Annotated in this window: 20 protein-coding genes and 1 riboswitch; of the genes, 2 read left to right on the plus strand and 18 right to left on the minus strand. The window is 30.6% G+C overall.

Annotated features, from left to right (window positions below; translation table 11 throughout):
- The 7 genes from SPD90_RS12770 to yfmF all read right to left on the minus strand — a co-directional run.
- The coding region (locus SPD90_RS12770; protein WP_320925479.1) for an MATE family efflux transporter at positions 1-779 on the minus strand (779 nt) is incomplete at its 3' end.
- 125 nt (positions 780-904) lie between these two features.
- Positions 905-2,191, minus strand: a complete 1,287-nt coding sequence (locus tag SPD90_RS12775) for an O-acetylhomoserine aminocarboxypropyltransferase/cysteine synthase family protein (protein WP_320626968.1) — start codon at positions 2,189-2,191, stop codon at positions 905-907.
- Positions 2,192-2,325: 134 nt separating this feature from the next.
- A riboswitch (SAM riboswitch) is annotated at positions 2,326-2,430 on the minus strand.
- An 80-nt stretch (positions 2,431-2,510) separates the two neighbouring features.
- The gene (gene rsmH / locus SPD90_RS12780; RefSeq protein ID WP_320626967.1) at positions 2,511-3,446 is read right to left on the minus strand and encodes a 16S rRNA (cytosine(1402)-N(4))-methyltransferase RsmH; all 936 of its coding nucleotides are present in this window, start codon (positions 3,444-3,446) and stop codon (positions 2,511-2,513) included.
- 37 nt (positions 3,447-3,483) lie between these two features.
- Positions 3,484-4,221, minus strand: coding sequence for a prolipoprotein diacylglyceryl transferase (gene lgt / locus SPD90_RS12785; RefSeq protein WP_320925480.1), 738 nt, complete (start codon positions 4,219-4,221; stop codon positions 3,484-3,486).
- Between the two features lie 11 nt (positions 4,222-4,232).
- A complete protein-coding gene (locus tag SPD90_RS12790) occupies positions 4,233-5,015 on the minus strand; it encodes a tyrosine-protein phosphatase (RefSeq protein WP_320626965.1) in 783 nt (260 codons plus the stop codon).
- 155 nt (positions 5,016-5,170) lie between these two features.
- Positions 5,171-6,466, minus strand: a complete 1,296-nt coding sequence (gene yfmH, locus SPD90_RS12795; RefSeq protein WP_320925481.1) for an EF-P 5-aminopentanol modification-associated protein YfmH — start codon at positions 6,464-6,466, stop codon at positions 5,171-5,173.
- Between the two features lie 10 nt (positions 6,467-6,476).
- The gene (gene yfmF / locus SPD90_RS12800; RefSeq protein ID WP_320925482.1) at positions 6,477-7,739 is read right to left on the minus strand and encodes an EF-P 5-aminopentanol modification-associated protein YfmF; all 1,263 of its coding nucleotides are present in this window, start codon (positions 7,737-7,739) and stop codon (positions 6,477-6,479) included.
- Between the two features lie 231 nt (positions 7,740-7,970).
- On the opposite strand from yfmF, the gene ychF reads away from it, so the two are divergent.
- A complete protein-coding gene (gene ychF, locus SPD90_RS12805) occupies positions 7,971-9,068 on the plus strand; it encodes a redox-regulated ATPase YchF (protein WP_320626962.1) in 1,098 nt (365 codons plus the stop codon).
- A 127-nt stretch (positions 9,069-9,195) separates the two neighbouring features.
- Here the strand turns inward: ychF and SPD90_RS12810 are convergent, their stop codons facing one another.
- The 7 genes from SPD90_RS12810 to SPD90_RS12840 all read right to left on the minus strand — a co-directional run bounded on the left by SPD90_RS12810 (position 9,196) and on the right by SPD90_RS12840 (position 20,211).
- The gene (locus SPD90_RS12810) at positions 9,196-10,701 is read right to left on the minus strand and encodes a UDP-N-acetylmuramoyl-L-alanyl-D-glutamate--2,6-diaminopimelate ligase (RefSeq protein WP_320925483.1); all 1,506 of its coding nucleotides are present in this window, start codon (positions 10,699-10,701) and stop codon (positions 9,196-9,198) included.
- Positions 10,702-10,735: 34 nt separating this feature from the next.
- On the minus strand, positions 10,736-11,443 hold the full coding sequence (locus SPD90_RS12815; RefSeq protein ID WP_320925484.1) for an aspartate/glutamate racemase family protein: 708 nt from the start codon (positions 11,441-11,443) through the stop codon (positions 10,736-10,738).
- Between the two features lie 12 nt (positions 11,444-11,455).
- Positions 11,456-12,670, minus strand: coding sequence for a carboxylate--amine ligase (locus tag SPD90_RS12820; protein ID WP_320625048.1), 1,215 nt, complete (start codon positions 12,668-12,670; stop codon positions 11,456-11,458).
- Between the two features lie 177 nt (positions 12,671-12,847).
- Positions 12,848-13,948 carry an OB-fold protein gene (locus SPD90_RS12825; protein WP_320625049.1) on the minus strand — a complete coding sequence of 367 codons (1,101 nt, stop codon included), beginning with the start codon at positions 13,946-13,948 and terminating at the stop codon, positions 12,848-12,850.
- A gap of 206 nt (positions 13,949-14,154) precedes the next feature.
- Positions 14,155-15,759, minus strand: coding sequence for a Na/Pi cotransporter family protein (locus SPD90_RS12830; RefSeq protein WP_320625050.1), 1,605 nt, complete (start codon positions 15,757-15,759; stop codon positions 14,155-14,157).
- Positions 15,760-16,017: 258 nt separating this feature from the next.
- On the minus strand, positions 16,018-17,991 hold the full coding sequence (locus SPD90_RS12835; protein ID WP_320625051.1) for a fructose-1,6-bisphosphatase: 1,974 nt from the start codon (positions 17,989-17,991) through the stop codon (positions 16,018-16,020).
- Positions 17,992-18,420: 429 nt separating this feature from the next.
- Entirely contained in the window at positions 18,421-20,211 is a 1,791-nt protein-coding gene (locus SPD90_RS12840) for an aminopeptidase P family protein (protein ID WP_320625052.1), read from the minus strand.
- Between the two features lie 324 nt (positions 20,212-20,535).
- Between SPD90_RS12840 and SPD90_RS12845 the strand changes: the two genes are divergently transcribed.
- The gene (locus tag SPD90_RS12845; protein ID WP_320925485.1) at positions 20,536-21,126 is read left to right on the plus strand and encodes a DUF3267 domain-containing protein; all 591 of its coding nucleotides are present in this window, start codon (positions 20,536-20,538) and stop codon (positions 21,124-21,126) included.
- A gap of 49 nt (positions 21,127-21,175) precedes the next feature.
- On the opposite strand, the gene SPD90_RS12850 is transcribed toward SPD90_RS12845, so the two are convergent.
- From SPD90_RS12850 to SPD90_RS12865, 4 genes are all read right to left on the minus strand, one after another.
- A complete protein-coding gene (locus SPD90_RS12850) occupies positions 21,176-21,352 on the minus strand; it encodes a FeoB-associated Cys-rich membrane protein (RefSeq protein ID WP_320925486.1) in 177 nt (58 codons plus the stop codon).
- Between the two features lie 20 nt (positions 21,353-21,372).
- The gene (gene feoB, locus SPD90_RS12855; RefSeq protein ID WP_320925487.1) at positions 21,373-23,439 is read right to left on the minus strand and encodes a ferrous iron transport protein B; all 2,067 of its coding nucleotides are present in this window, start codon (positions 23,437-23,439) and stop codon (positions 21,373-21,375) included.
- Positions 23,440-23,540: 101 nt separating this feature from the next.
- A complete protein-coding gene (locus tag SPD90_RS12860; protein ID WP_320625056.1) occupies positions 23,541-23,765 on the minus strand; it encodes a FeoA family protein in 225 nt (74 codons plus the stop codon).
- 21 nt (positions 23,766-23,786) lie between these two features.
- Positions 23,787-23,999 (minus strand): FeoA family protein, encoded by a 213-nt coding sequence (locus tag SPD90_RS12865; protein WP_320925488.1) that lies wholly within the window; start codon positions 23,997-23,999, stop codon positions 23,787-23,789.
- Positions 24,000-24,110: the final 111 nt, after the last annotated feature.

Consider the following 24,110-nt stretch of genomic DNA (forward strand, 5'->3'; position numbering starts at 1 on the left):
ATTTTTCCAAGCTGAAACATACTATTTTCTAATCCATTTGGAACTCCTATATACAAAATTCTCTTTATCATACTTCCATCAAAATGAAAGCACATTTTTTCAGATAAGTGAATTTGTAATTTTTGATTTCTTATAAGATAAAATGCTATTATAGCTGCCAAATATCTAGAAAATACTGTTGGAATAGCAGCTCCCATAACACCCATCTTTAATCCATATATCATAATTGCATTTCCTACAAAGTTTACACTGTTCATAAGAATTGATATTTTCATAGTTATATTAGAATTTCCCATAGCTCTAAACAACGCTGCCGCTCCATTATAAATAGCTATTCCCGGAATTGATAGAAATACTATCAATAAATATATAGTAGCATGATGCATTACATCAGCCTCTAATGTCCCAAATACCTTGTATAATATAAAGTTCTTTAAAAGATATCCTATAATCATAACTACAATTGAGCTGACTAATAAGAATAACATCAGTTGATCTGATGCTTCACATGATTTTTTCTCATTTTTTTGACCTAAAAATTGACCTGCGACAACAGCACCACCAGTTCCTAATGCTGTAAAAACCTGTGTTATAAGTACCATTATAGTATCTACTAGAGATACTGCCGATACCGCTGATTCCCCTACGCTTGCCACCATAATCGAGTCCACCAAGCCAACTACTATTAAAAGCAATTGCTCCACTATCAATGGACCAATTAATTTTTTTAAATCTGCATTAGAAAACAAATAGTTTATCTTTTTCTGACTTGCTTCCATTAAAACCACTTCTTTCGAGTAAAAATTTTTCCATAAATTAAGTAGCTACCAATATGCAATATATCAATAGCTACTTATTATCATTTATTTATTATATACCGATTGGTATTTTTTTACAACTTTTTTTATATAGTTGCCTTTAACGCTTGGTCTAAATCCCATAGTAAGTCGTCTATATCTTCTATACCTACAGACATTCTTATCATATCCGGTCTAACACCTGCTGCAATTTGTTCTTCTTCGTTAAGTTGAGCATGTGTAGTACTTGCAGGATGTATAACTAGTGATTTAGCATCGGCAACATTTGCAAGGTGAGAGAATATTTGAAGGCTTTCTATAAATTTCTTACCAGCTTCTAGTCCTCCCTTTATACCGAATGTAAATATTGAGCCTGCTCCTTTTGGTAGATATTTTTGACCTAATTCATAGTATTTGTTGTCTTTTAATCCTGGATAATTAACCCATGCAACTTGTGGATGATTATTTAAAAATTCAGTTATAGCTTTTGTATTTGAAATATGTCTTTCTATTCTAAGTGACATAGTTTCAAGTCCCTGTAATAGCATAAATGCACTGAATGGACTTAAGCAAGCACCAGAATCTCTTAGCCATTGAACCTTTAATTTAGTTGCATAAGCTGCAGCTCCTACATCTTTTGCATAGTTAAGTCCGTTATAAGACATATCTGGTTCAGTTAAGCAAGGGAATTTTCCACTTCCTATCCAGTCGAAGTTACCGCTGTCTACTACTACTCCACCTAAAGTAGTACCGTGACCACCTATGAATTTAGTAGCTGAGTGAACTACTATATCTACACCGTGATCAAATACTTTTATTAAGTAAGGAGTTCCAAAAGTATTGTCTAGCATAAATGGTATTTTATTTTCATGAGCTATATCTGCTATAGCTTCGATATCTACTAGATTTATTCCTGGGTTACCTATAGTTTCTGCGTAAACTAATCTAGTTTTTTCATTTATTGCTGCTCTAAAGCTTTCTGGATCATCAGGATTTACAAAGTGAGTTTTTACACCAAATTTTGGAAGCATATTTGCAAGTAAGTTATATGTTCCACCGTATAGAGTTGGTGATGCAACTATTTCATCTCCAGCTTGTATTATGTTAAGTATTGCTGCATTTATAGCTCCCATTCCTGATGAAAAAGCAACTGCTCCTACTCCACCTTCAAGTAGAGCCATTCTATCTTCAAATACTTGAACTGTTGGGTTTGATATTCTTGAATATATATGTCCTTCTTCCTTTAATGCAAATAAGTCTGCTCCGTATTGAACGCTGTCAAAGCAGTATGATGTTGTTTGATATATTGGAACTGCTCTAGCCCCTGTAGCTGAGTCTGGTTCTTGTCCCCCATGAATTTGTAATGTACTAAAACCTAATTTTCTTTCTGCCATATTGGTCCCTCCAAATATAATATATAAATATAAGCATTCCCCAAATAAACTCTTACACTCGTATTTATAGAAAATTTTAAACTATACTAAAAAACTCTTTTATCAAAAGATAAAAGAGTCTAAATTCAAATTTTCTCTTATCTTTCTTATGTAAAAACATAAGTAGGATTTAGCACCTATCTAAAACATAGGTTGCCGGACTTCATAGGGCCTATTCCCTCCATCACTCTTGATAAGAATTTATTTAGTTAATATATTTATTATATACCTAAAAATATATCAAAACAACAAAATTTTACATATATAGTAAATTTTCTCGCTATTTTTTCTCCGCAACTCTCAATTTTGCACTTCTTGAACGAGGATTTGCTTCGACCTCTTCTTTAGATGGAAGTATTGGTTTTCTCGTAATTACCTTGACCTCAGAAACTTTATCGCACTGGCAAATTGGAAGCTCTGGCGGACATATACAGCTAAGCGATAGATATTTGAACTCATTTTTTACTATTCTATCCTCTAAAGAATGGAAGGTGATTATACAAATTCTTCCACCCTTGTTCATCATAGAAACTGCATCATCTATCATTTTATTTATTACACCTAGCTCGTTGTTTACTTCTATACGTATAGCTTGGAATGTTCTCTTCGCTGGATGTGGTCCGTCTATTCTAGCCTTTTTAGGAATAGCCTTTTTAATTACGTCTACTAGCTCTCCTGTTTTTTCTATAGGCTTGTTTTTTCTCTCTTCAACTATAAATTTGGCAATTCTCTTAGCCCAATTATCCTCACCGTAGTCTTTTATTATTTTTGCAAGCTGTTCTTCTGAATAAGTGTTTACTACATCATATGCAGAAAAGTCCTGTCTAACGTCCATTCTCATATCTAAAGGTGCATCGTGCATATATGAAAATCCTCTATCAGCCTCATCCAATTGATGTGATGAAACACCTAAATCAGCTAAAACTCCGTCGATTTTATATACTCCTATTTTTTCAAGCTCTTCCTTTATATTTGCAAAATTACTGTGGATAAATCTGACTCTATCAGAATACTCACCTAATCTTTCCTTCGCTGTAGCTATAGCATTTTTATCTTGATCAAATCCTATAAAAAGACCCTTATCTGAAAGTCTCTTTACAATTTCCTTTGAATGACCTGCACCTCCCATAGTACAGTCTACATATATGCCGTCTTCTTTTATATTTAAATTTTCTATACATTCATTTAAAAGCACAGATACATGATTAAATTCCACTAAAGCATCACTTCCTTTCTTTAAAAATATTTCTAATCTATATATTATTTTTAGCTCTTCTAGATAATATGTAATTTAATATTACACCTAAAATTATGCAAGCTAAGCTTATAACTTGAGCCATTCTAAGTGGTCCTAGCATAAGTGAATCTGTTCTAAGTCCTTCTATAAAAAATCTTCCTATAGAATATAAAATTATATAATCTACAAGTATTTGTCCTTGATATTTTTGTTTTTTCCTAAATATAAATAAAAATAAAAAAACACCTAAGTCCCAAATAGACTCATATAAAAAAGTAGGATGTACCTTTATGCCATCGACCATTATACCCCAAGGTAGGTCCGTTGGACCTCCGTGTGCTTCTTGGTTTAAAAAGTTACCCCATCTACCAATAGCTTGAGCTAGCGGTATCCCAAGCACTACGCAATCTGCTAATTTAAAGAAATTTATATTTTTAACCTTTGAATATATAAGTCCTGCTAATATTCCTCCGATTAAACCTCCATGGATAGCCAATCCTCCACCTCTGAAGTTTAATATCTCAGATATATCTCCTGCGTAATACGACCAATTAAAAATTACATAATAAGCCCTCGCACCTATTAATCCACATGGGATTGCTATCATAGCTAGATTTAAAATATCATCCTCAGATATACCTAGTCTCTTAGCCTCTCTAAGTGCGATCAAAACAGCAAGTACCATTCCTGTAGCTATTAAAATTCCATACCACATTATATCTATTCCAAATAATGTAAATGCAACTCTATCCATATAAACACCTCTTATCTACCAAATATTCTCTTTAAAAATCCTCTTTTCTCCGCTGGCTTTTCAAGTGGTTCTTCAACAACGATGTCTTTATTTTGTATAATACATTCGGCGTTATTTATAAATAAATCGTCAGCTGTAGCCTTTGAATATTTTTTCTCAATATATTCGTATGCATCCTTTAATAACGGACGTCTTCTTCCAGAGCTATGTGCATCACTTGACACTAAATGCACCATATTTCTGCTTATTAAAATATTACATAGCTTTTGTAATTCTTTTCCATTTTTCCCCATAAGACTAGAGCTATTTATTTGAATAATAGCACCTGTCTTTATACAATCGTAAATTATCTCTGGATCATCATGAATTTTCACATATCTCTCTACATGAGCTAAAACAGGTACAAAGCCCTTTTGTTTTAATTCATATACAACATTACATAAATTAAGTGGGAAATTAGTCGGTGGAAACTCTACCAATACATACTTACTATTATTTAAAGAAAAAAAGTCCAAATCCTCTATATTTTCTATTAAATTAGAAGTAAAATAAATTTCATTTCCCATATATACTTCAATATCTATTTTATTTTCTTTTAATTCTTGTTTAAAATTCTCGTAAACCTCTTTTAGTTGTTCACCCTTTAAATATCTAAATTCAGGATGATAATGTGGTGTAGCTATGATCTTTTTTATTCCTTGTTCTTTAGCTATTAGAGCCATAGCTATAGAATCGTGCATGCATTCTGCTCCATCATCCACATCCGGTAATATATGGCAATGCATATCTATCATAAAAAATTCCCCCCTTTTGACAATGTAAATTATATAAATACCATTGTTATTATATCAGTTTATGGGTTAAAAATAAATATTTCATTTATCATTAAGCGATGTATATCTATTAAAAAAAGTTGCAGAAAATAATATCCCCACAACTTTTATTTATACTATTTATTTTCGATAGGTTCTACTATAGATATTACACAATTTTCTTCTTTAAAGTGATTCTTTAGTCTATCCTCTACCTCTTCGAATGTGACTTCCTTCATTACTTCTACATAGTCTAGTAAATTTATGTCTTTGAATTTATAGAAGATAAAATTATTGGCTATAAATGTTATAGAATCAAAATACTTGATAAATCCACCTATTCCAGCCTTTTTTAATCTCTCAAAGGTATTTCTATCTAGACCTTCTCTTTTGTATTTTTCTAGGTATTCAAATATTGTTTTTTTGACTTCTTTAGGCTGTTTTGATTCTCCAGAAATTATCGTAAATGCATAATCCACCTGTGAAGTAAATCCTGCTCCAAAGTTTCTATTTATCAAGCCCTTCATATATAAATCCTCGTATATTTCACTTCCACGTCTAAATAGCATCTCATTTAATATATCTGTTATAACCTCGTATCTAAGTAGCTCTTTACCCTTTATACCTACCTTGTCATCTTTAAATCCTATATTAAATATAGGTATAGAAATCGGAGCTTTTTCTATTATTTCCTTTTGATTTACAGTAGTCGGTTCATCTGGATATATTCTAGTTATCTCATGGTCCATTTTAGCCATATTGTATTTATTTGCAAGCTTGATTTTTTCAAATAATTCATTTTGATCTAAATCTCCAATTACAAATAACGCCATGTTTCCAGGGTTGTAGAAGGTATTGTAGCATTTATAAAGCTCCTCCTTTGTTATCTTGTATATGCTGTCTACCGTTCCCGCTATATCTACTTTGACAGGGTGGTTTACATACATAGCCTTTAATGCATTCAAAGCCACTGTCCAACCTGGATCGTCGTCGTACATTTTTATCTCTTGAGCTATTATTCCCTTTTCCTTCTCTACATTTTCGTCTGTAAAATGAGGTGTCTGTACATAATCAAGCAGATGCTCTAGACACTCATAGAAATTATCTGTAGTCGTAAATAAATAAGCTGTCGTCGTAAAATTTGTAAATGCATTTGCATTTGCTCCCCATTGAGAGAATTTTTCAAACGCATCTGTATTATCAGGCTGTTCAAACATCTTATGCTCTAAAAAGTGCGCTATTCCCTCATGTACTCTAAAGGGCTCGCTTTCTCCTATTGGAATAAATTCTAAATCATTTGAGCCGTAATCAGTAGCTAGTACGGCATATTTTTTAGTAAAACCCTTCTTAGGCATAAAATATACATCTAATCCATTTTCTAATTTTTCGTAATATAATTCTTCCTTTAATAATTCGTTGACTATCTTTTCCATTTATGCCTCCCTATTTACTTAAGAAATATATAGTATCTAATTCAATATTTTTAAAAGAGTCGACTATGTCCTCTTTTGTAGCTTTATTTATCATATCCTTTATTTCTTCTATACTGCTGTTATCCTTTGCTATATATTGTGAAAGATAAAAATCTGAAACTCTTCCGATTTCATCGTTTAAAGAATTAAGAGAATCTATAAAGCCTATCTTTGCATTTGAAATCTCAGTTTCTGTTATATCTCCATCCTTTACCTTCTGAAGCTGTTGTTTTACAAGCGAAACTGTCTTGTCGTAGTTTTCTGCTTCTATACCTGAACAAATAAGCATAGTAGATTTATTTTTTTGTATTGTAGAGTAAATAGTATAGCAAAGACTTTCTTTTTCTCTTACATTTATAAATAATTTACTGTCAGCTCCTCCACCTAGTATTTTAGAACCTAAAAGCAGGCTGTAATACTTTTGCTTATCTAAATAATCTACATTACATCTATATCCCATAACTAGCTTTCCTTGTGCTATGTCCATAGTTTCATGTATTTCCTTTACCTCTTTTACTTCTTTATAGTACTCGCTCTTTGGTATATCAATTATTTCTTCTCTTTCAAATGTGAACTTTTGTTTTATTAAATCTACTACTTCAGCTTCGTTAAATTCACCTTCTACAATTATATCTATCGGAGATGTCTTTAATATTTTCTTGTAGTGCTCGTATAAATTCACGCCATTTATAGAATCCAAATCCTCTACATATCCTCTTCCGCTTATAGAATAAGGTTCACCTTCGAACATAATCTCAGTAGCTCTTTTTACTGCATAATTAGCTTTATCGTTTATTATTCCTATTATTATATCCTTTCGTATTTCCTTTTCTACGTTTAAATACTCTTCATTAAATCCTCCATCTACAACTAGAGGGTTGTTTATTACTTCGTTTAAAAACTCTATACTCTGTCCTAGAATTTTTTCATCTAAATATTTTTCATTGACAGATAATATACTAAATCCTAGTATTTGATTTTCTCCTCTTTTTGATATTAATGTGTTTAAATAGGCTCCGTATAATTCCTCTTCTCTATCTGTCAACTGACTTCTTGTCTTATATTTGCTACAACCACTTTTTAAAACAGCTGGAAGTAGAGCATTTTTTGTAACTTCATCTCTATCTAATTTTCTCGATATAAATACACTTACTAGATTTGTTTTAAACTTACCTTCTGGAATCAATGTTAGGTTTACATTTTTCCCTATTTCTATTGTCTTTAAATTTTTCATTTACTAGCTCCTTTTCCCTATAATTACTATATTATATAATAATACCCTATCTTTATCATATTTGCTAACTTATTTAATAAATATTCTTTTTATATTATAACTTTATTTTTACTATTATATACAAGGTTCAAATTGTTTACATCTATTGGGTTTATGATGTATAATACAATATGTATGCCTAAAATTATTGAGAAAAAATAATTAATTTAATATAAAGAGAGGTAGATTATAATGAAATTAGGAATCGTAGGTTTACCAAATGTAGGTAAAAGTACTTTATTTAATGCTATAACTCAAGCTGGTGCAGAATCTGCTAACTACCCATTCTGTACAATAGAACCAAATGTAGGTGTAGTTGCTGTTCCAGATGAAAGATTAAATGTATTAAACAAATTATATAATTCAAAAAAAATAGTTCCAACTGCTATAGAATTCTGTGATATAGCAGGTCTTGTTAGAGGAGCTTCTAAAGGTGAAGGTCTTGGAAATAAATTCTTATCACACATAAGAGAAGTAGATGCTATAGTTCACGTTGTTAGATGCTTTGAAGACTCAAATGTAGTTCACGTTGACGGTTCAGTAGATCCACTTAGAGATATTGAAACTATAAACCTAGAATTAATCCTATCTGATATAGAAATACTAGATAGAAGAATAAACAAAACTACTAAAGCCTTAAAAGCAGACAAGTCTCTTGCTGCTGAATTAGAGCTTTTAAATTCTATAGCAAAAACTCTAGGTGAAAGTAAATGCGTAAGAACTATGGAATTCACTGAAGAAGAACAAGAATTTGTAAACAGCTTAAACTTATTAACTTCTAAACCAGTTATATACGCTGCAAATGTATCTGAAGATGATTTATCTGACGACGGTGCTTCTAATGAACACGTAGCTAAGGTTAAAGAATTTGCAAAAACTGAAAAAGCTGAAGTTATAGTTGTATGCGCTCAAATAGAAGCAGAAATATCTGAACTAGAATCTGAAGAAGAGAAAAAAGAATTCTTAGAAACTCTTGGACTTGAACAATCAGGTCTAGATAAATTAATAAAATCATCTTATACTTTATTAGGACTTATGTCTTTCTTAACTGCTGGTGAACCAGAAGTCAGAGCTTGGACTATAAAAATCGGTACAAAGGCTCCTCAAGCAGCAGGTAAAATCCACAGCGATATAGAAAGAGGCTTCATAAGAGCTGAAATAGTAAATTACGACGATTTAGTAGAATGTGGAAGTGTTGCAAACGCTAGAGAAAAAGGTCTTGTTAGACTTGAAGGAAAAGACTATGTAATGCAAGACGGAGACGTTGTAAACTTTAGATTTAACGTATAGGAATATATATTAGAAAATAAACCGTAGCTCGTAAATCCAACTTACAAGCTGCGGTTTTTTATTTTTATACTAAAAAATATCTCCAACCATATTGATATGATTAGAGATATTTATTATTTTTATTTAATTAATTTGCCATCATCATTTTAGCATGAGCTGCAAGAATTTTTCTAGCTTCTTCTCTTACGATTTCTTTTTCACTAAATGGAACCTTTACACCCTTTATCAATTGATAAGTCTCATGTCCCTTTCCTGCAAGCACTATCATATCGCCTTCTCTAGCCATTCTGACAGCAAGCTGAACTGCTTTTTTTCTATCAGGCTCAACTAAATATTTGCTCTTGTTTTTATCGAATGATTTGGCTATGTCGTTTATTATTTCGATAGGATCTTCAAAATCAGGATTATCAGATGTAAGTATACTTAAGTCGCATTCTCTAGAAGCTACATCTCCCAATTCCTTTCTACGAAGCTTTGTTCTTCCTCCGACTGATCCAAATACACAGATTAATCTCTTATGCTCGTAATGCTCTAATGTTTTTAATATGTTTTCTAAGCTCACACCATTATGAGCATAGTCTATTATAATAGTAGCATAAGGTAGTACAGATAAAACCTCTACTCTACCGCAAACCTTAGCCTCTCTTAAAGCATTGTTTGTTATTTTTCTATCTACACCTAAGTATTTACATACTGATATAACAGCTAAAGCATTATAAATACTAAATATACCTGGTGAACATATATAATAATCAGATTTAGTTTCTTTTGTTTTGCAGACAAAATTAACCCCTAGAGAATCTATGCTTTTTGAGTATTCTATATCAGTTGCCATTATATCTGCTTCTTTTTCTATACCAAAAGTCTCGATATCACAAGTAGCTATTTTGATTATGTCCTTTGCATGCTCATCATCTATATTTATTATTCCATGCTTGGCAAGTGTAAATAATTTTGCCTTACATTCTAAATAATCTTCGAACGTAGGGTGCTCTTTAGGTCCTATATGATCAGGAGATAAGTTAGTGAATATAGCCACGTCAAAATCTACATGATCAACTCTGCTCTTTTGAAGTCCACCTGAAGATACCTCCATAGAAACGCATTCTACTCCGCTGTCTAGCATTTTTCTAAAAATTCTATGAAGCTCATAGCTTTCAGGTGTTGTATTTACTGTACTCTCTGCAATATTGTTGAAGAAAGTCCCATTAGTACCTATTACACCAGTATTTATACCTGATTTATTTAAAACCTCACTTATATAATTTGTAATCGTAGTCTTTCCTTTTGTTCCTGTAACGCCAATTACCTTTAGCTGTTTAGATGGATTTCCAAAGTAATTTGCAGACATTTGAGATAAAGCCACTCTAGTGTCTTTAACTATTATTTTAACGGCGTCTTCTGCCATCTCTATATCATCTTGTAGTACAAAAACTCTAGCTCCTCTTGAATAAGCATCGAATACATATTTATGGCCATCTACAGTTTCACCCTTTAATGCTACAAACATATAACCTTCCTTACATCTTAGAGAGCTATAAGCTATATCTACTATTTCAATATCGTCAAGTCCATTTAAATTAGTATTGGAGGTAAAAGGAACATCCTCTAACACCTTTGTTAATTTAACCATATATCCTCCTATAATTTCAATGTTTAAAGTTAGATTAATAATTTTTCACTTTTCTATTTGATTTTATAATTGTTTGTCTCGCCAATACTTCCAATGAATCTATATACAAGTCATTGTCTAAATTGTTGTCGTTTTTTAGAATAGATAACTCTGTACATCCAAGTACTACGCCATCGCATCCATTCTCTTTTAAATGATCGACCAATTTATTAAATTTATTCATATCGGCTGGTTTTCCACTTTTTATGTCGTCGTAAATTATCTCCATGACCTTTTCTTGTCTTTCATCGTCTAAAACAAAGTATTCCATATCGAATCTTTTGCACATATTTTGGTATAGCTCTGTCTTTATGTTTCCTGTAGTAGCTAAAATTCCTAATTTTTTGTGTCCATTTTCTTTGGCATACTTAACAGTTTCCTCGACAATACTAAGTACAGGTATATTTACACTTTTATTTATTTTATCATAAAAATAGTGCGCTGTATTACATGTTATTACAATAAAGTCCACTCCAAATTTTTCCAACTTTTGGGCATCATCGACTAATGTATATACTGGATTGTCGTCACTTTGTCCTAAAATATACGCACTTCTATCTGGTGTAGTGGCTCTATTTGTAATCACCATGTCTACATGCTCTTGGTCTGTTTTAGCATCTGTCATATCTACCACCATTTTATAGAAATAAACAGAAGCCATAGGTCCTAGACCACCCATTACTCCTACAGTTATATTTTTCATATTATCTCCATTCTATTTACAATATTTATTGAATTTTCTAATTTGATTTATACTGTATAGGAATATATACCAACTTCTCTTTATGTTTCCACTTAAATCGTATTTATAGCCAAATGATGTAGCTTCTTTTCCTTCTGAAACTAATTGTTTACATTTATTTACTAAGTCTTTATTTTTAACAAATTTATATACTACACTTCTTGGTATTACTCTCCAGAAGAAAGGTTCTTTTTGTATTTTTAATTCTAATTCTTTGTTTTCTACTCTATCTTCAACTACATATTTAGCTATATTATTTCCAGAGCCTGTTACATAGTAGTTACTTCTACCTTGTCTTAAGTTGATTTCGAATACTCTATAAGAATTATCTCTTGTATCATATTTTATATCAAAATTAGAAAATCCTGTATAGTTTATACTTTCTAGGAAATTTTTAAATTTTGTCATTACCTTTTCATCGTATTCTGTGATTATAGCAGCGTGATTTCCTATTCCCTTTGGAGTATGCTCTTCAAGTAGAACATGTCCTAAACACATCATTTTAACCTTACCATTTTGATCTGAATAGCAAGTTAAAACTCTCATATGTGAGTCGTCTCCAGGTATAAAATCTTGTATGATTAGAGATTTTTCATATCCATGAGAATATATTTCATCAGTAACCTTTGTAAACTCTTCTTCATCTTTGACAATATATGCTTTTTTCATACCTTCAAATTCATGTTGGAAATAAGTTACACTATCTGATGCTTTTACTATCATAGGATATCTAAATCCAAAATCCATCACCTTATCACCTTTGTTGAATATATGAGTTTTGGGATAGTCAAGTCCGTATTCTTCACATATTTGATAGAAAGATTCCTTTTCTATTAATTTATCTTTTAATTCCTTTCCTATATAAGGAACTATGTATTTTGTTGAAAGAATATCTCTGTGATCTATTATAAACTCGGCATATTCATCTTTGCAGCCGTGTATTATAAATACCTTATTAGGCTCTGCTAATTCATCTGGTAAAGCTAATAATTTCTTTAAAAATCCTTCTTCATCTTCTATAGTTGTACCTTCTCTATAGTCAATTATTTTACTATGGTTAGTCGCACCTATGCGTATTTTCCCAAAAGCTATTGATTTCACTCCGTATGCTTCATGATAAGCTCTTGCAACAGAGTAACAATTTATATCTCCACCAACCAATACTGGTTGAATTTTAACATTATTCACTTAGTCCACCTCTTACTTTTATTTTAGTTCATTTTAATACAATGGTATTATACTTTATTTTATATCATATGTCAAAGAACAGACAACAAAAAACACGATAAAATATTGAAATTCCAACTTTTATTCCATATTTCATCATGTTTTTTTGTCTAATTTTCACTTATTATATACATTTATTTACAGTGATTTTGTAGTTACTTCCTTTTCAAATGGATCCATTTCTAAATCTGAATCATTTAATACTTCATTTATCTTATTTATATCATCTTCAGTTGAATATGCGATATTTGCTATTCCAAAATCCACATCGTAATCCATATATGAATAGTAGAACATTTTATTGGAATTAGATTTTTCAAGCTCTTTATTTATTAAATATACTAAATTTTCATCAAACATAGAAGTATCCTTGCTCAATTTAACGTTGACCTCTTGACTATTTATCTCTAGCTGGACTACTTTTTCTGTAAGCTTATTACTTTCACCTATATAAGAAATATCAACTTCACCGTCTGATATATCATTCATATTGCTTACTATATCTTCATAAGTATATCCATATTCTAGTATATCACTATCAAAAGACATTATATTATCTTCTTTAAGCTCTATACTTTTATCTTTGTCTTTTATATCCTCTAATAAATCTCCTAAATCTATATCTATATTGAAAGTATTATCAAATGAATAGTATACTTCCCAATCACCTAAAATACAATCCTCTAATTTTAATTGTTTATTTTTTCTAGTCAATGCACCAACTGTTGTTATCTCTCTGCCTAAGCTATAATTTTCTAATTCTTCAAATTTTTCATTGTAATCTCTATCAAAATAACAATCTAACTTATAATCGCTCTCTGTTTTTAAGCTTACCTTTACAGTTCTATAGTCTATTTTTTCTATACTTTCTATATCTCCTTTTACCTCTATATATGTATCTATATAGGTTTCATCAGCATCATCTTGATCATTTTCGTACTCATCTGCTAATTCATATGCTGTAATACAAGGATCCTCACCAAATCCATCAAAAAGATTTCCCCACATGCTTTCAAATTCACTTTGAGTATATACAGCAGAATCGCTATTATTTATATGGTTTAATTTATTAAAAATTAGCCCTATGGCAATACATATCAATATAAAAAACACCATAATTATTGTAAACCCCTGATGTCTACTAAAAAAATTTCCTTGGTCTGCCCCACACTTCAAACACTTTTTAGTATTTCCCTCTATTTTTTCACCACACTGCCTGCAAATTTTTTCTTTTTTCATATAAAAATTCCCCTTATTTCTAAATTCGTATACTTTTTAATACCTTATAATTATATTATACATAAAATATATATCCTCCATAGAAACAATTTTGTAAATTTTAATTTAAAAAAAGCCTAACCTCACATTATATAAGATTAGACCTTTCATTTAATTCTAATAATTTACTTTAAATATATATTATAAATTTCTTAAATTTAATGTTTTTATACATCGTAAGAATAATCTGATATGTTTTTACAGTGGTCAGATACCCTCTCTAAGTTAGTTAATATATCGAAATAAATTACACCTGCGTCTACTGTACATCTACCTTCATTTAATCTTTGTAGATGGTGATTTCTATATCCGACTTCTAGTAAATCAACTTGTTTTTCATTTTCGTGAACTTTTTTTCTAAGCTCTAGATTTACTTCTTCTAAACACTCCATAGAATCTTTAAAGTTGCTAAGTGCTAAAGTGTATATTTCTCTTATTTCATTTTGTGCATGTTCTGAAAAGCTCAATTTGTCGCCTACTAGAGTTTTTCCTAATTCAGCTATATTTTCTCCATGGTCTGATATTCTCTCGATATCAGTAACTGCATATATTAAATTTGTGACTTTATTACGTTCTTCTTCATTTAAACCTACTTTAGATAATTTTACTAAGAAGCTAAGAACTTGTTTTTGAATTTCATTTACTTTTGCTTCCATTTCAAAAGTCTTGTTTAATTCCTCTTCTGAATAATTAAGAACTCCATTCACTGCGTATTCTAAAGATTTTGTTGCATATTGTGCCATTTCTTTAACCTCTAATACGGCATTACCTACAGCTATACTTGGTGTTTCTATCATTCTTTCATCTATGTACTTAACGTCAGAAGCTTCATCTTCATCTTCAGTAACTGGTATTAATCTTAAAACAAGCTTTACTATATATTTTGAAAATGGTAAAAGCACTATAACATTTACAATGTTGAATAAAGTATGAGCATTAGCTATTTGTCTAGCTATGTCATTTGGATCTAAATAAGATACTATCATATTTATCGGCTTAGTAAATACTAGTATAAATAATATAGTTCCTATTACATTGAAAGTTAAATGCATAAACGCCGCTCTCTTAGCATTCTTAGATGCACCTAAACTAGATAAAAGTGATGTAACACAAGTACCTATATTATCACCATATAATATCGGTAATGCTGCACTCAACGGAAGTATGCCTTGTGAAGCCAACGCTATTAGCATACCCATAGATGCACTAGATGATTGAACTATACCCGTAATCAAAAATCCTGCAAGTATTCCTAATAAAGGATGAGTACCTACATAGATAAGTGCTTCTCTAAATTGTGGCAAATCAGCTAATGGATTTACAGCTTCCTTCATAAATTCCATACCTGTAAATAGCATACCAAATCCCAATAGTATCTCTGCATATTGCTTATGCTTTGGTTTTTTAGCTGCTAAATATACAATTATACCTATACCCAACGCTATAGGTGCTATATCCTCTAAACTAAATGAAACTAACTGTGCTGTAACAGTAGTACCTATATTGGCACCCATTATTACACCTATCGCTTGAGATAATGTCATTATCCCAGCATTCACGAAACCTACAACCATTACTGTTGTAGCACTTGAGCTTTGTATTATACCTGTTACTACAGTACCTACTAAAACTCCCATTACTACGTTACTTGTTAAAAATCCTATTATTTTCTTTAATTGATCTCCTGCACATTTTTGAAGGCCGTCTCCCATCATATTCATACCATATAAGAATAATCCCAGACCTCCTAATAGATTAATTGCTATTGACACGTTTGCTCCTCCTTAAGACTTATAAATTAATTCTATTAGATAATACATTAAAATTCGATTTATATGGCTAAATAAATGTTAATTCAATCTTAAGTTTATGTTAAATATTAAATGCTCATTAACATTTATTTAAATTTACATAAAAAAGGTATATCGACTAATAATTTTTTGTAAAATTCATCAATCTATATACCTTTATTCTTAACATATTTTTTCTAAATTATTCTATTTTATACTTTAAAATAAAAATTTTGCGACCTACATTTCTTTAATTAAACCCTTCTTATAAGCCATAACCAGCATCTTTAAGTCGTTTATTTCCTCTTGCATTTTTTCTCCGTCAAGAGTATCTCTGACATACATTCTTCGCGCTATATCCTCTACAACTACTGAAGTAGACAATATGTCACTCTCTTTTTTAATAGCATCCTCGGCTGAAGAAAACGGCTCATGTGCAACTAATTGAAGAGTATATGAGTTGTATATTAAAGTATATCCAGCTATACCAGTTTTTCCTTGGTATGCTCTAGAGAATCCTCCATCTATAACTAGTATTTTTCCGCCTGCTTTTATAGGACTTTCTCCCTTTTTACTTTCAACTGGAACGTGACCTGTTATTATGTGTGATTGTTCATAGTCAAGTCCAAATTCATCAAAAATCTTATTGCATATATCTTCATTTTCTCTCAATGTGTAATATGGATTTTTATTTTCGACATGTGCCTTCTTATCTGCAATAAAATATCTTTCATAAGTAGTCATATCGTCTTTTCCAAATAGAGAAGAACATTTACCTGTCCATAAATACCACATCATATCCATACCAAATTGCTTTTCAGGACCGTCTTTGTAGAAATATCCCTTTCTAGCATAAGAATCCATTTGATCCATCAACTCGCGTCCACTATACTCTTTTCCTTTTATCTTCATAGACATGAATTCGCCTTTTTCGTCAAGTGGAATACATCCATGAACTAGTAGGTTTTTGTTTGCTATTAAATATATGCTTCCCTTAGAGAATAGGAAAGAAACGTGTTTTTGTAATTTTTCACTGCCTTTAAAAGAAGCTACTAATTTGTCCATAAGATTTTGTTCTTCTTTAGTTAATTTATATGGAGATTTAGGATCTATAGTTGGGAAGTTTGTATCTCTCAATTTGTACTCTTTCCCTTTTAATGTTATAGTTCCTGTCTCGTAATTTACCTTGTCTAAAAGAAGTCTATGCTTCATATCGAATTCAGGGTTGTTGTTTATTACTTCAGCCTCTAGCTTAAATTGTATAATACTAATCGCCTTGTGCATTTTAGCTATTAATGATTTTTCCTTTGTTGAGACCTCTCCTTCTCCTACCTTAGGCATAAATTCAGTACATGGGTCGTCTTTATATGCTTCTAATGCAAATGTAGCTAGAGGAAGTAAATTTATTCCGTAGATATCTTCAACTATATCTAAATTAGCATATCTTGAAGATATTCTGACTGCATTTGCTATACAAACCTTTTGACCTGCTGCTGCACCCATCCATAAAATATCGTGATTTCCCCATTGTATGTCTACATTATAATGCTCCATCAAAGTATCCATTATAATATCCGGTCTTGGACCTCTATCGTAAACATCTCCTACTATATGTAATCTATCTACAACTAATTTTTGAATAACCTTTGATAAAGCTATTATAAATTCTCTAGATCTATCTATTTCAATTATAGTTTCTATTATACTTTTATAATAGCCTTCTTTATGTGGACTATTTTGATCTGGATGCAATAATTCTTCAATTATATATTTGAAATCATTAGGAAGAAATTTTCTAACTTTAGATCTTGTATATTTGCTAGACGCATATCTACAAAGCTCTATAAGTCTGTGAATTGTTATTCTGTAAAAATCCTCTAAGTCTTCCTCCTCTTTTACAAGTAAGTCTAATTTTTGTTCAGGATAATAAACTATTGTGGCTAATTTTTTTCTCTCAGCTTCAGAGACTATATTCCCAAATAGCTCCTCTATCTTTCTCTTTATAACGCCAGATCCATTTCTAAGTACATGTACAAATGGCTCGTATTCACCGTGTAAATCTGATAAGAAATGTTCTGTCCCCTTTGGAAGGCTAAGTATTGCTTCTAAATTTATTATTTCTGCACTTGCACTAGAAATGCTTGGATACTGTTTAGATAGTAATTTTAAATATTTAAGTTGGCTTTCTAAATATTCATCAGATATATTTTTCATATTAAAAATCCTCCTAATGTATTTTTTCAATTTTATTTTTTAATATTTCATTTTTCTAAATCCTTATATAAATTATAGCATACTCTTTGTATATTTCGTTTTAATAATGTATATTTTTTAATCATTTATGTTGTATTATTTGGTTATTTATAGACTTTTCTAGTCATTTTTACGCTATAATAAATCCTTTTAATTTTAATTAATTTTCTTATAAAAAAAATACTTTTACTTGCATTATTTATGAATTTAATATACAATATATTTATAAAAATTATAAAAATATTGTAAATTTTTAGATAATTTTAAATAGCATTCCCTATAATTTTAAATATATAATTAAACATTGTAATTAACATTGTGCATGCAAAATAACCATAAGTTATTATAGATCCCCTTCTAATATTCTTATGGTTATTTTGTTGTCTTGAATTATATAGCTCTAGTGTATTCCTTTAACCACTCTACTTCTTCTTTTTCTAAATAAGGTGAAATTTTTTCAAAAACCTCTTTGTGGTAATTATTTAAAAATTCTTTTTCTGATTTATCCATGTAATCTGGATTTACACCATCTAAATCTATAGGTGAAAAAGTTATAGTTTCAAATTCCATAAATTGATCTGAACCTATTTTTTGAGCTTTTTTGCACAATAATTCGTTTTCGATTCTTATACCGTGTTTTCCTTCTATATATACTCCTGGTTCGTTAGTCGTGATCATACCTTCTTCAAGAACGCATGAATCATTTCTCTCAGGTACTATTTTCCATCTAAATCCATTTGGACCTTCATGAACATTTAATACAAAGCCTACTCCGTGTCCTGTACCACATTTGTAATCGATACTTATATCCCATAACGGACCTCTAGCAAGTATATCTAAATTTATACCTCTACAGCCGTATAAAAATTTAGCCTTAGATAGACGTATCATACCTCTCAATGTAGAAGTATAATGTAATTTTTCTTCGTCAGTTATATCTCCCAATATATATGTTCTAGTTATATCTGTAGTCCCTGTAAAATATTGACCTCCAGAATCTACAAGCAGCATTCCCTCTGGCTTTAATTCGTAGTCGCTTTCTTCAGTTGCACTGTAGTGCATCATAGCAGCATGCTCTTTATATGCTGATATAGTATCAAAGCTCAAATCAAAGCAAGAATCCTCAGATCTTCTAAGCTCCTCTAATTTATCAGATGCACTTATTTCTGTTATTTTGATCTTTCCTACATTAGTCTTTAGCCAGTACATAAATTTAGTCATAGCAACGCCGTCTTTTATATGGCATTTTCTTAAGTTATCTAATTCGACCTCGTTTTTTATTGATTTAAAAATAAATGTAGGATTTGGTTTGTCTATTATTTTTACATCAGAAGGTATATTTTTATATATGCTGTAATTTACTTTAGCTTCATCTAATAAAACTGTTTCATTTTCTTTTATTTCTTTTACGAAATCGTATATTTCAAAATAATCTCTGATTTCTATACCTATCTCATCAAAACTTTCTATTATTTCTCGACTTAATTTATTTTCGTCTACAAAGTAGTAAACCTTATCTAAAGTCATAACTATACTAGATATAACTACAGGATTATACGCTATATCGTTGCCTCTTATATTTAATAGCCATGCTATGTCGTCTAGAGAATTTAATATATGGACAGTCGCATTTTTCTTTTTCATCTCTTCTCTAACTCTAGATAATTTACTCTCTGCACTTTCTCCAGCGTATTTAATATCTAGTAAAAATGCTTTTTCACTAGGCATTTGAGGTCTATCCGTCCAAAGATCATCTATTAAATCGTATTCGTAGACTATTTTTATATCTTTTTCTCTGTATTTATCTTCGTAATTGCTTCCCTCTTTAGCGCTTATAACTCTTCCATCAAATGCAAGAGTGTCGCCTTCTTTTAAAACAGCGTCTAAATATTCTTCAACAGTTAAGACACCTTCTTCACCCATCTTAAATAGCTTTATTTTAGAATCCTTTAATTGATTTTCTGCCTGTATAAAATATCTTCCATCTGTCCAAAGTCCAGCCTCATCCAAAGTAACAACTACAGTACCTGCTGATCCTGTAAAACCAGATATAAATTTTCTACATTTAAAATAATCCCCAACATATTCACTTTGATGAAAATCAGCTGAAGGTATTATATATGCGAAAATCGCCTTATCCTTCATGGATTTTCTTAATTTTTCTAATCTATCCTTTATCATTTCTGTTCCTCTTTTCTGTATTTATTTTTATATCCTACCCTTTTATCTTAGTACTACTTTTTTTATTCTTCAACGAAAATCCTTACTAAACTTTACAACTTCCTTACAATTTTTGTATCTATATTGATATTTTAATATATAAGAAATATCATTAAAAGGTATTTAAAATAAAACAATAACTAAAAAAATATATGAATAAATTTACACTAAAATTAACATTAACTGGCTTGAACATCATTTTTTTATGGAATATAATCTATATAGGAAAATTTTTATTTCAAAATATACGCTCTTTTATGCAGTTTTTTAGAGGAGGGATATGATATGAAAGTACAAAATAATCAATTTCTAGAAGACAATTCTAAATTAGTATTAAAATTTGACTACACAAATTGCTTTGACCTTATACACGAATGGCTTGATATTCCCTCTATAATCTCAAAGATATACAAGAAATTTTTTCATATTATGTTTATTATTTTTATAATAAGCATATTTTTTAGACCGTCTATTGAACTGGTTATTTTAAATTTAGGATTTGCAGTACTGTTTTTTTTAGTTTTTATAGGAGTTCATCAATTTTTACACTTAATCGCAGCCTACATTATTGGATGCCGAAGCGTAAAATTAATAATACCAAAAGCTAATATATTTTGCTATTGCGATAGAATGATATTTACTTCTAGCGAATACATATTTGTATCAATATTTCCATTTGTAATTACAACTATATCCAGCCTATTACTAGCAATAAATTTTCCTGAATACATAGGCGCTGCAGCTATTTTCAATATATTGAATGTAACTTTTTCAAATGGAGATATAGCCATTACTAATTACTTTTTAAAAAATCAAGATACATATTTTTATTGCGAACAAGATAAAAGTACTGCTTACTTATATAAAAAACTCTAGCTAAATTTTTGGGTCCAAAAGCTAGAGTTTTTTATTAGGTTACTTTATTTTATTTTTTTAAATCATCTACAATACAATCTATATTTGAATGGCAACTGCTAGCTGATGAACAGCTACTACAACCGCATCCACAGCCACCTTTCCCAGACTTTGACTTTTTAACAAAATTACCAATTGTCGCTACTACTATCGAAATAGCTACTATTGCTATTATATAATTAATCATTATTCACATCTCCATTTTATCTAAAATATCATTCCACATATTAGATATACTATTAATGAAACTATATAAGCTGTTACCATTTGGAATGCTACTGTTATGCCTGTCCATTTCCAAGAACCCATTTCTCTTTTTATAGCACCTACTGCTGCAAAACAAGGCATGCAAAGTAAGTTAAATGTCATATAAGCAAATGCTGATGCCTTAGTAAATACTGCTGCAAGTCCGTCAAGTGCCGCAGCACCCTCCATAGCTGCTTCTGCTACCATTTCTGTTGCACCGAATAATACTCCAAATGTAGAAACTATATTTTCCTTAGCTATCCATCCAGTTACAACACCTACTGCTGCCTTCCAATTTGCAAATCCAAGTGGTGTAAATATCCAAGCAATTCCATTACCTATTGATGCAAGTATTGAATCCTCCATTTCACACATTCCACCGAAGTTGAAGTTAGATAAGAACCATATAAGTATTGTCGAACCTAGAATTATTGTTCCTGCTTTTATAGCAAATCCCTTTACTTTTTCCCAAGCATGTATTAAAACACTTTTTAAAGTCGGTATTCTATATTGAGGAAGCTCCATTATAAAGTTTGAAGTTTCGCCTTTAAACATTGTCTTACTCAATATCAATGCTCCTATTACTGCTACTACTATACCTATCATGTATATAGAGTAAACTATTAATGTTTGATTATATCCTGCAAATAAAGTCGCTGCAAACATTAAATATATAGGTAATTTAGCACCACAAGACATAAATGGTGTTATCATCATAGTTATTTTTCTATCTTTTTCACTTTCAAGAGTTCTAGATGCCATAAGAGCTGGTACTGAACAACCATATCCCATTAGAAGTGGTATGAAAGATTTTCCTGATAAGCCAAATTTTCTAAATAATCTATCCATTACAAATGCAACTCTCGCCATGTATCCACTGTCTTCTAAGAATGACATCAATAAGAACAATACTAATATTTGTGGTAGGAAAGATACTACTCCTCCTACACCTGCAAGTATACCATCTCCTACAAGTCCTATTGCCCAATCAGCAGCGCCCATACCTTCTATAGCGCCCATTATAGCATCTGTAAATGGACCATCCCAGAAGTCACAAACTAGAGTTTGGAATTTTACACCTATACCTAATATACCTTCTCCAAATGTTATATGGAATAATGCATACATGATTACCAAAAAGGCTGGTATTGCTAATACTCTATTTGTAAGTATTTTATCTATTTTATCTGATTTTGTTTCTTTTCTTTGACCGTTTGATTTTACTGGCTTTTTAACAGTTTTATTTACTACATCTGATATAAATTTATATCTTTGATCTGCTATTTCAGCTTCTGTATCTCCATCAAAATCGTTGTTAGCTTTATCTACTATTGAAGTAATTTTAGCTCTTTTATTGCCTGGCAATTTTCCCATTACTACTTCGTCTTCTTCAAGGATTTTTATCGCTTGCCACATTTCATAAGAGTTAGAATTTTTAGTTTGACCTTGATTTTCATTCTCACTAATTAAACAAACTATTTCTTCTATGTAGTTTTTAATTTTTGGTGAAAATATTTCTAAATTTGTATCTTGTACGTCTGATGAAGCAATATTTTGTGCTTCCTTCATTAATTCGTCTACACCCTTACCATTTCTAGCCACTATTGGAACTACTGGAACACCTAGTAATTTTGAAAGCTTTTTAATATCTATTTTTGTTCCTGACGCCTCAACCTCATCCATCATATTTAGAGCTATTACTGTAGGTATTTTTGTCTCTAATACTTGTAAAGTTAAATATAAGTTTCTTTCTATATTAGTTCCATCTACTATATCTATTAAAACATCTGGATGTTCATCTACTATATAATCTCTCGCTACAATTTCTTCTGCTGAATATGGAGATAAAGAATATATTCCCGGTAAATCTACTATTTCTATCTCCTTATTCTTTTTATATTTTCCTGTTTTTTGTTCAACTGTAACACCTGGCCAGTTGCCGACATGTTGTTTTGAACCTGTTATATCATTGAATAATGTTGTTTTCCCGCAGTTTGGATTACCTGCAAGTGCTATTCTTATACTCATTTTTTCTCTCCTCTAATACTACTACTTTTTATATCAACTCGGTTAATATATCTAATAAATTTCACTATATTAAAATTTTACATAAGTCCTATATTTCAAAATTATTTTAAGTTTATATGTTCAGCTTCATCTTTTCTCAAGCTAAGCTCATATCCTCTTAAATTTACTTCTATCGGATCACCTAAAGGAGCTACCTTTACGACTTCCACATCTACACCTGGAGTTATCCCCATATCCATTAATCTTTTTCTTACAGGTCCTTTTTTACCAAGATTTAAGACTACTCCTCTTTCACCTGGTTTTAAATCTCTCAACGTCTTACTCATACTATACCTCCCAATTACTTGCTATTGCACGATTATTTTATTTGCCATGCCTCTATTTAAAGCTATTTTTGAGCCTTTTACCATTAAAATTAATCCACTATTATTTTCTGAAATAACTTCTATCTTTTCACCAGTTATAAAGCCTAAATTTTGTAAATGTCTTTTAACTTGTTCTTTAGCACGTATTTCTCTTATTATCTTTTGTTCTCCTATACTAACCATAGTTAATGACATAACCTTCACCCTTTCTCATATATCTATTTATTTTATATAAGTAATAATTTTAATTCCTAACGATATCAATTATCATTTATATTTATATAATATATCTTTTGATTTTGTTTG

It is taken from the genome of Intestinibacter sp., assembly GCF_034113885.1.
GTDB lineage: Bacteria > Bacillota > Clostridia > Peptostreptococcales > Peptostreptococcaceae > Intestinibacter.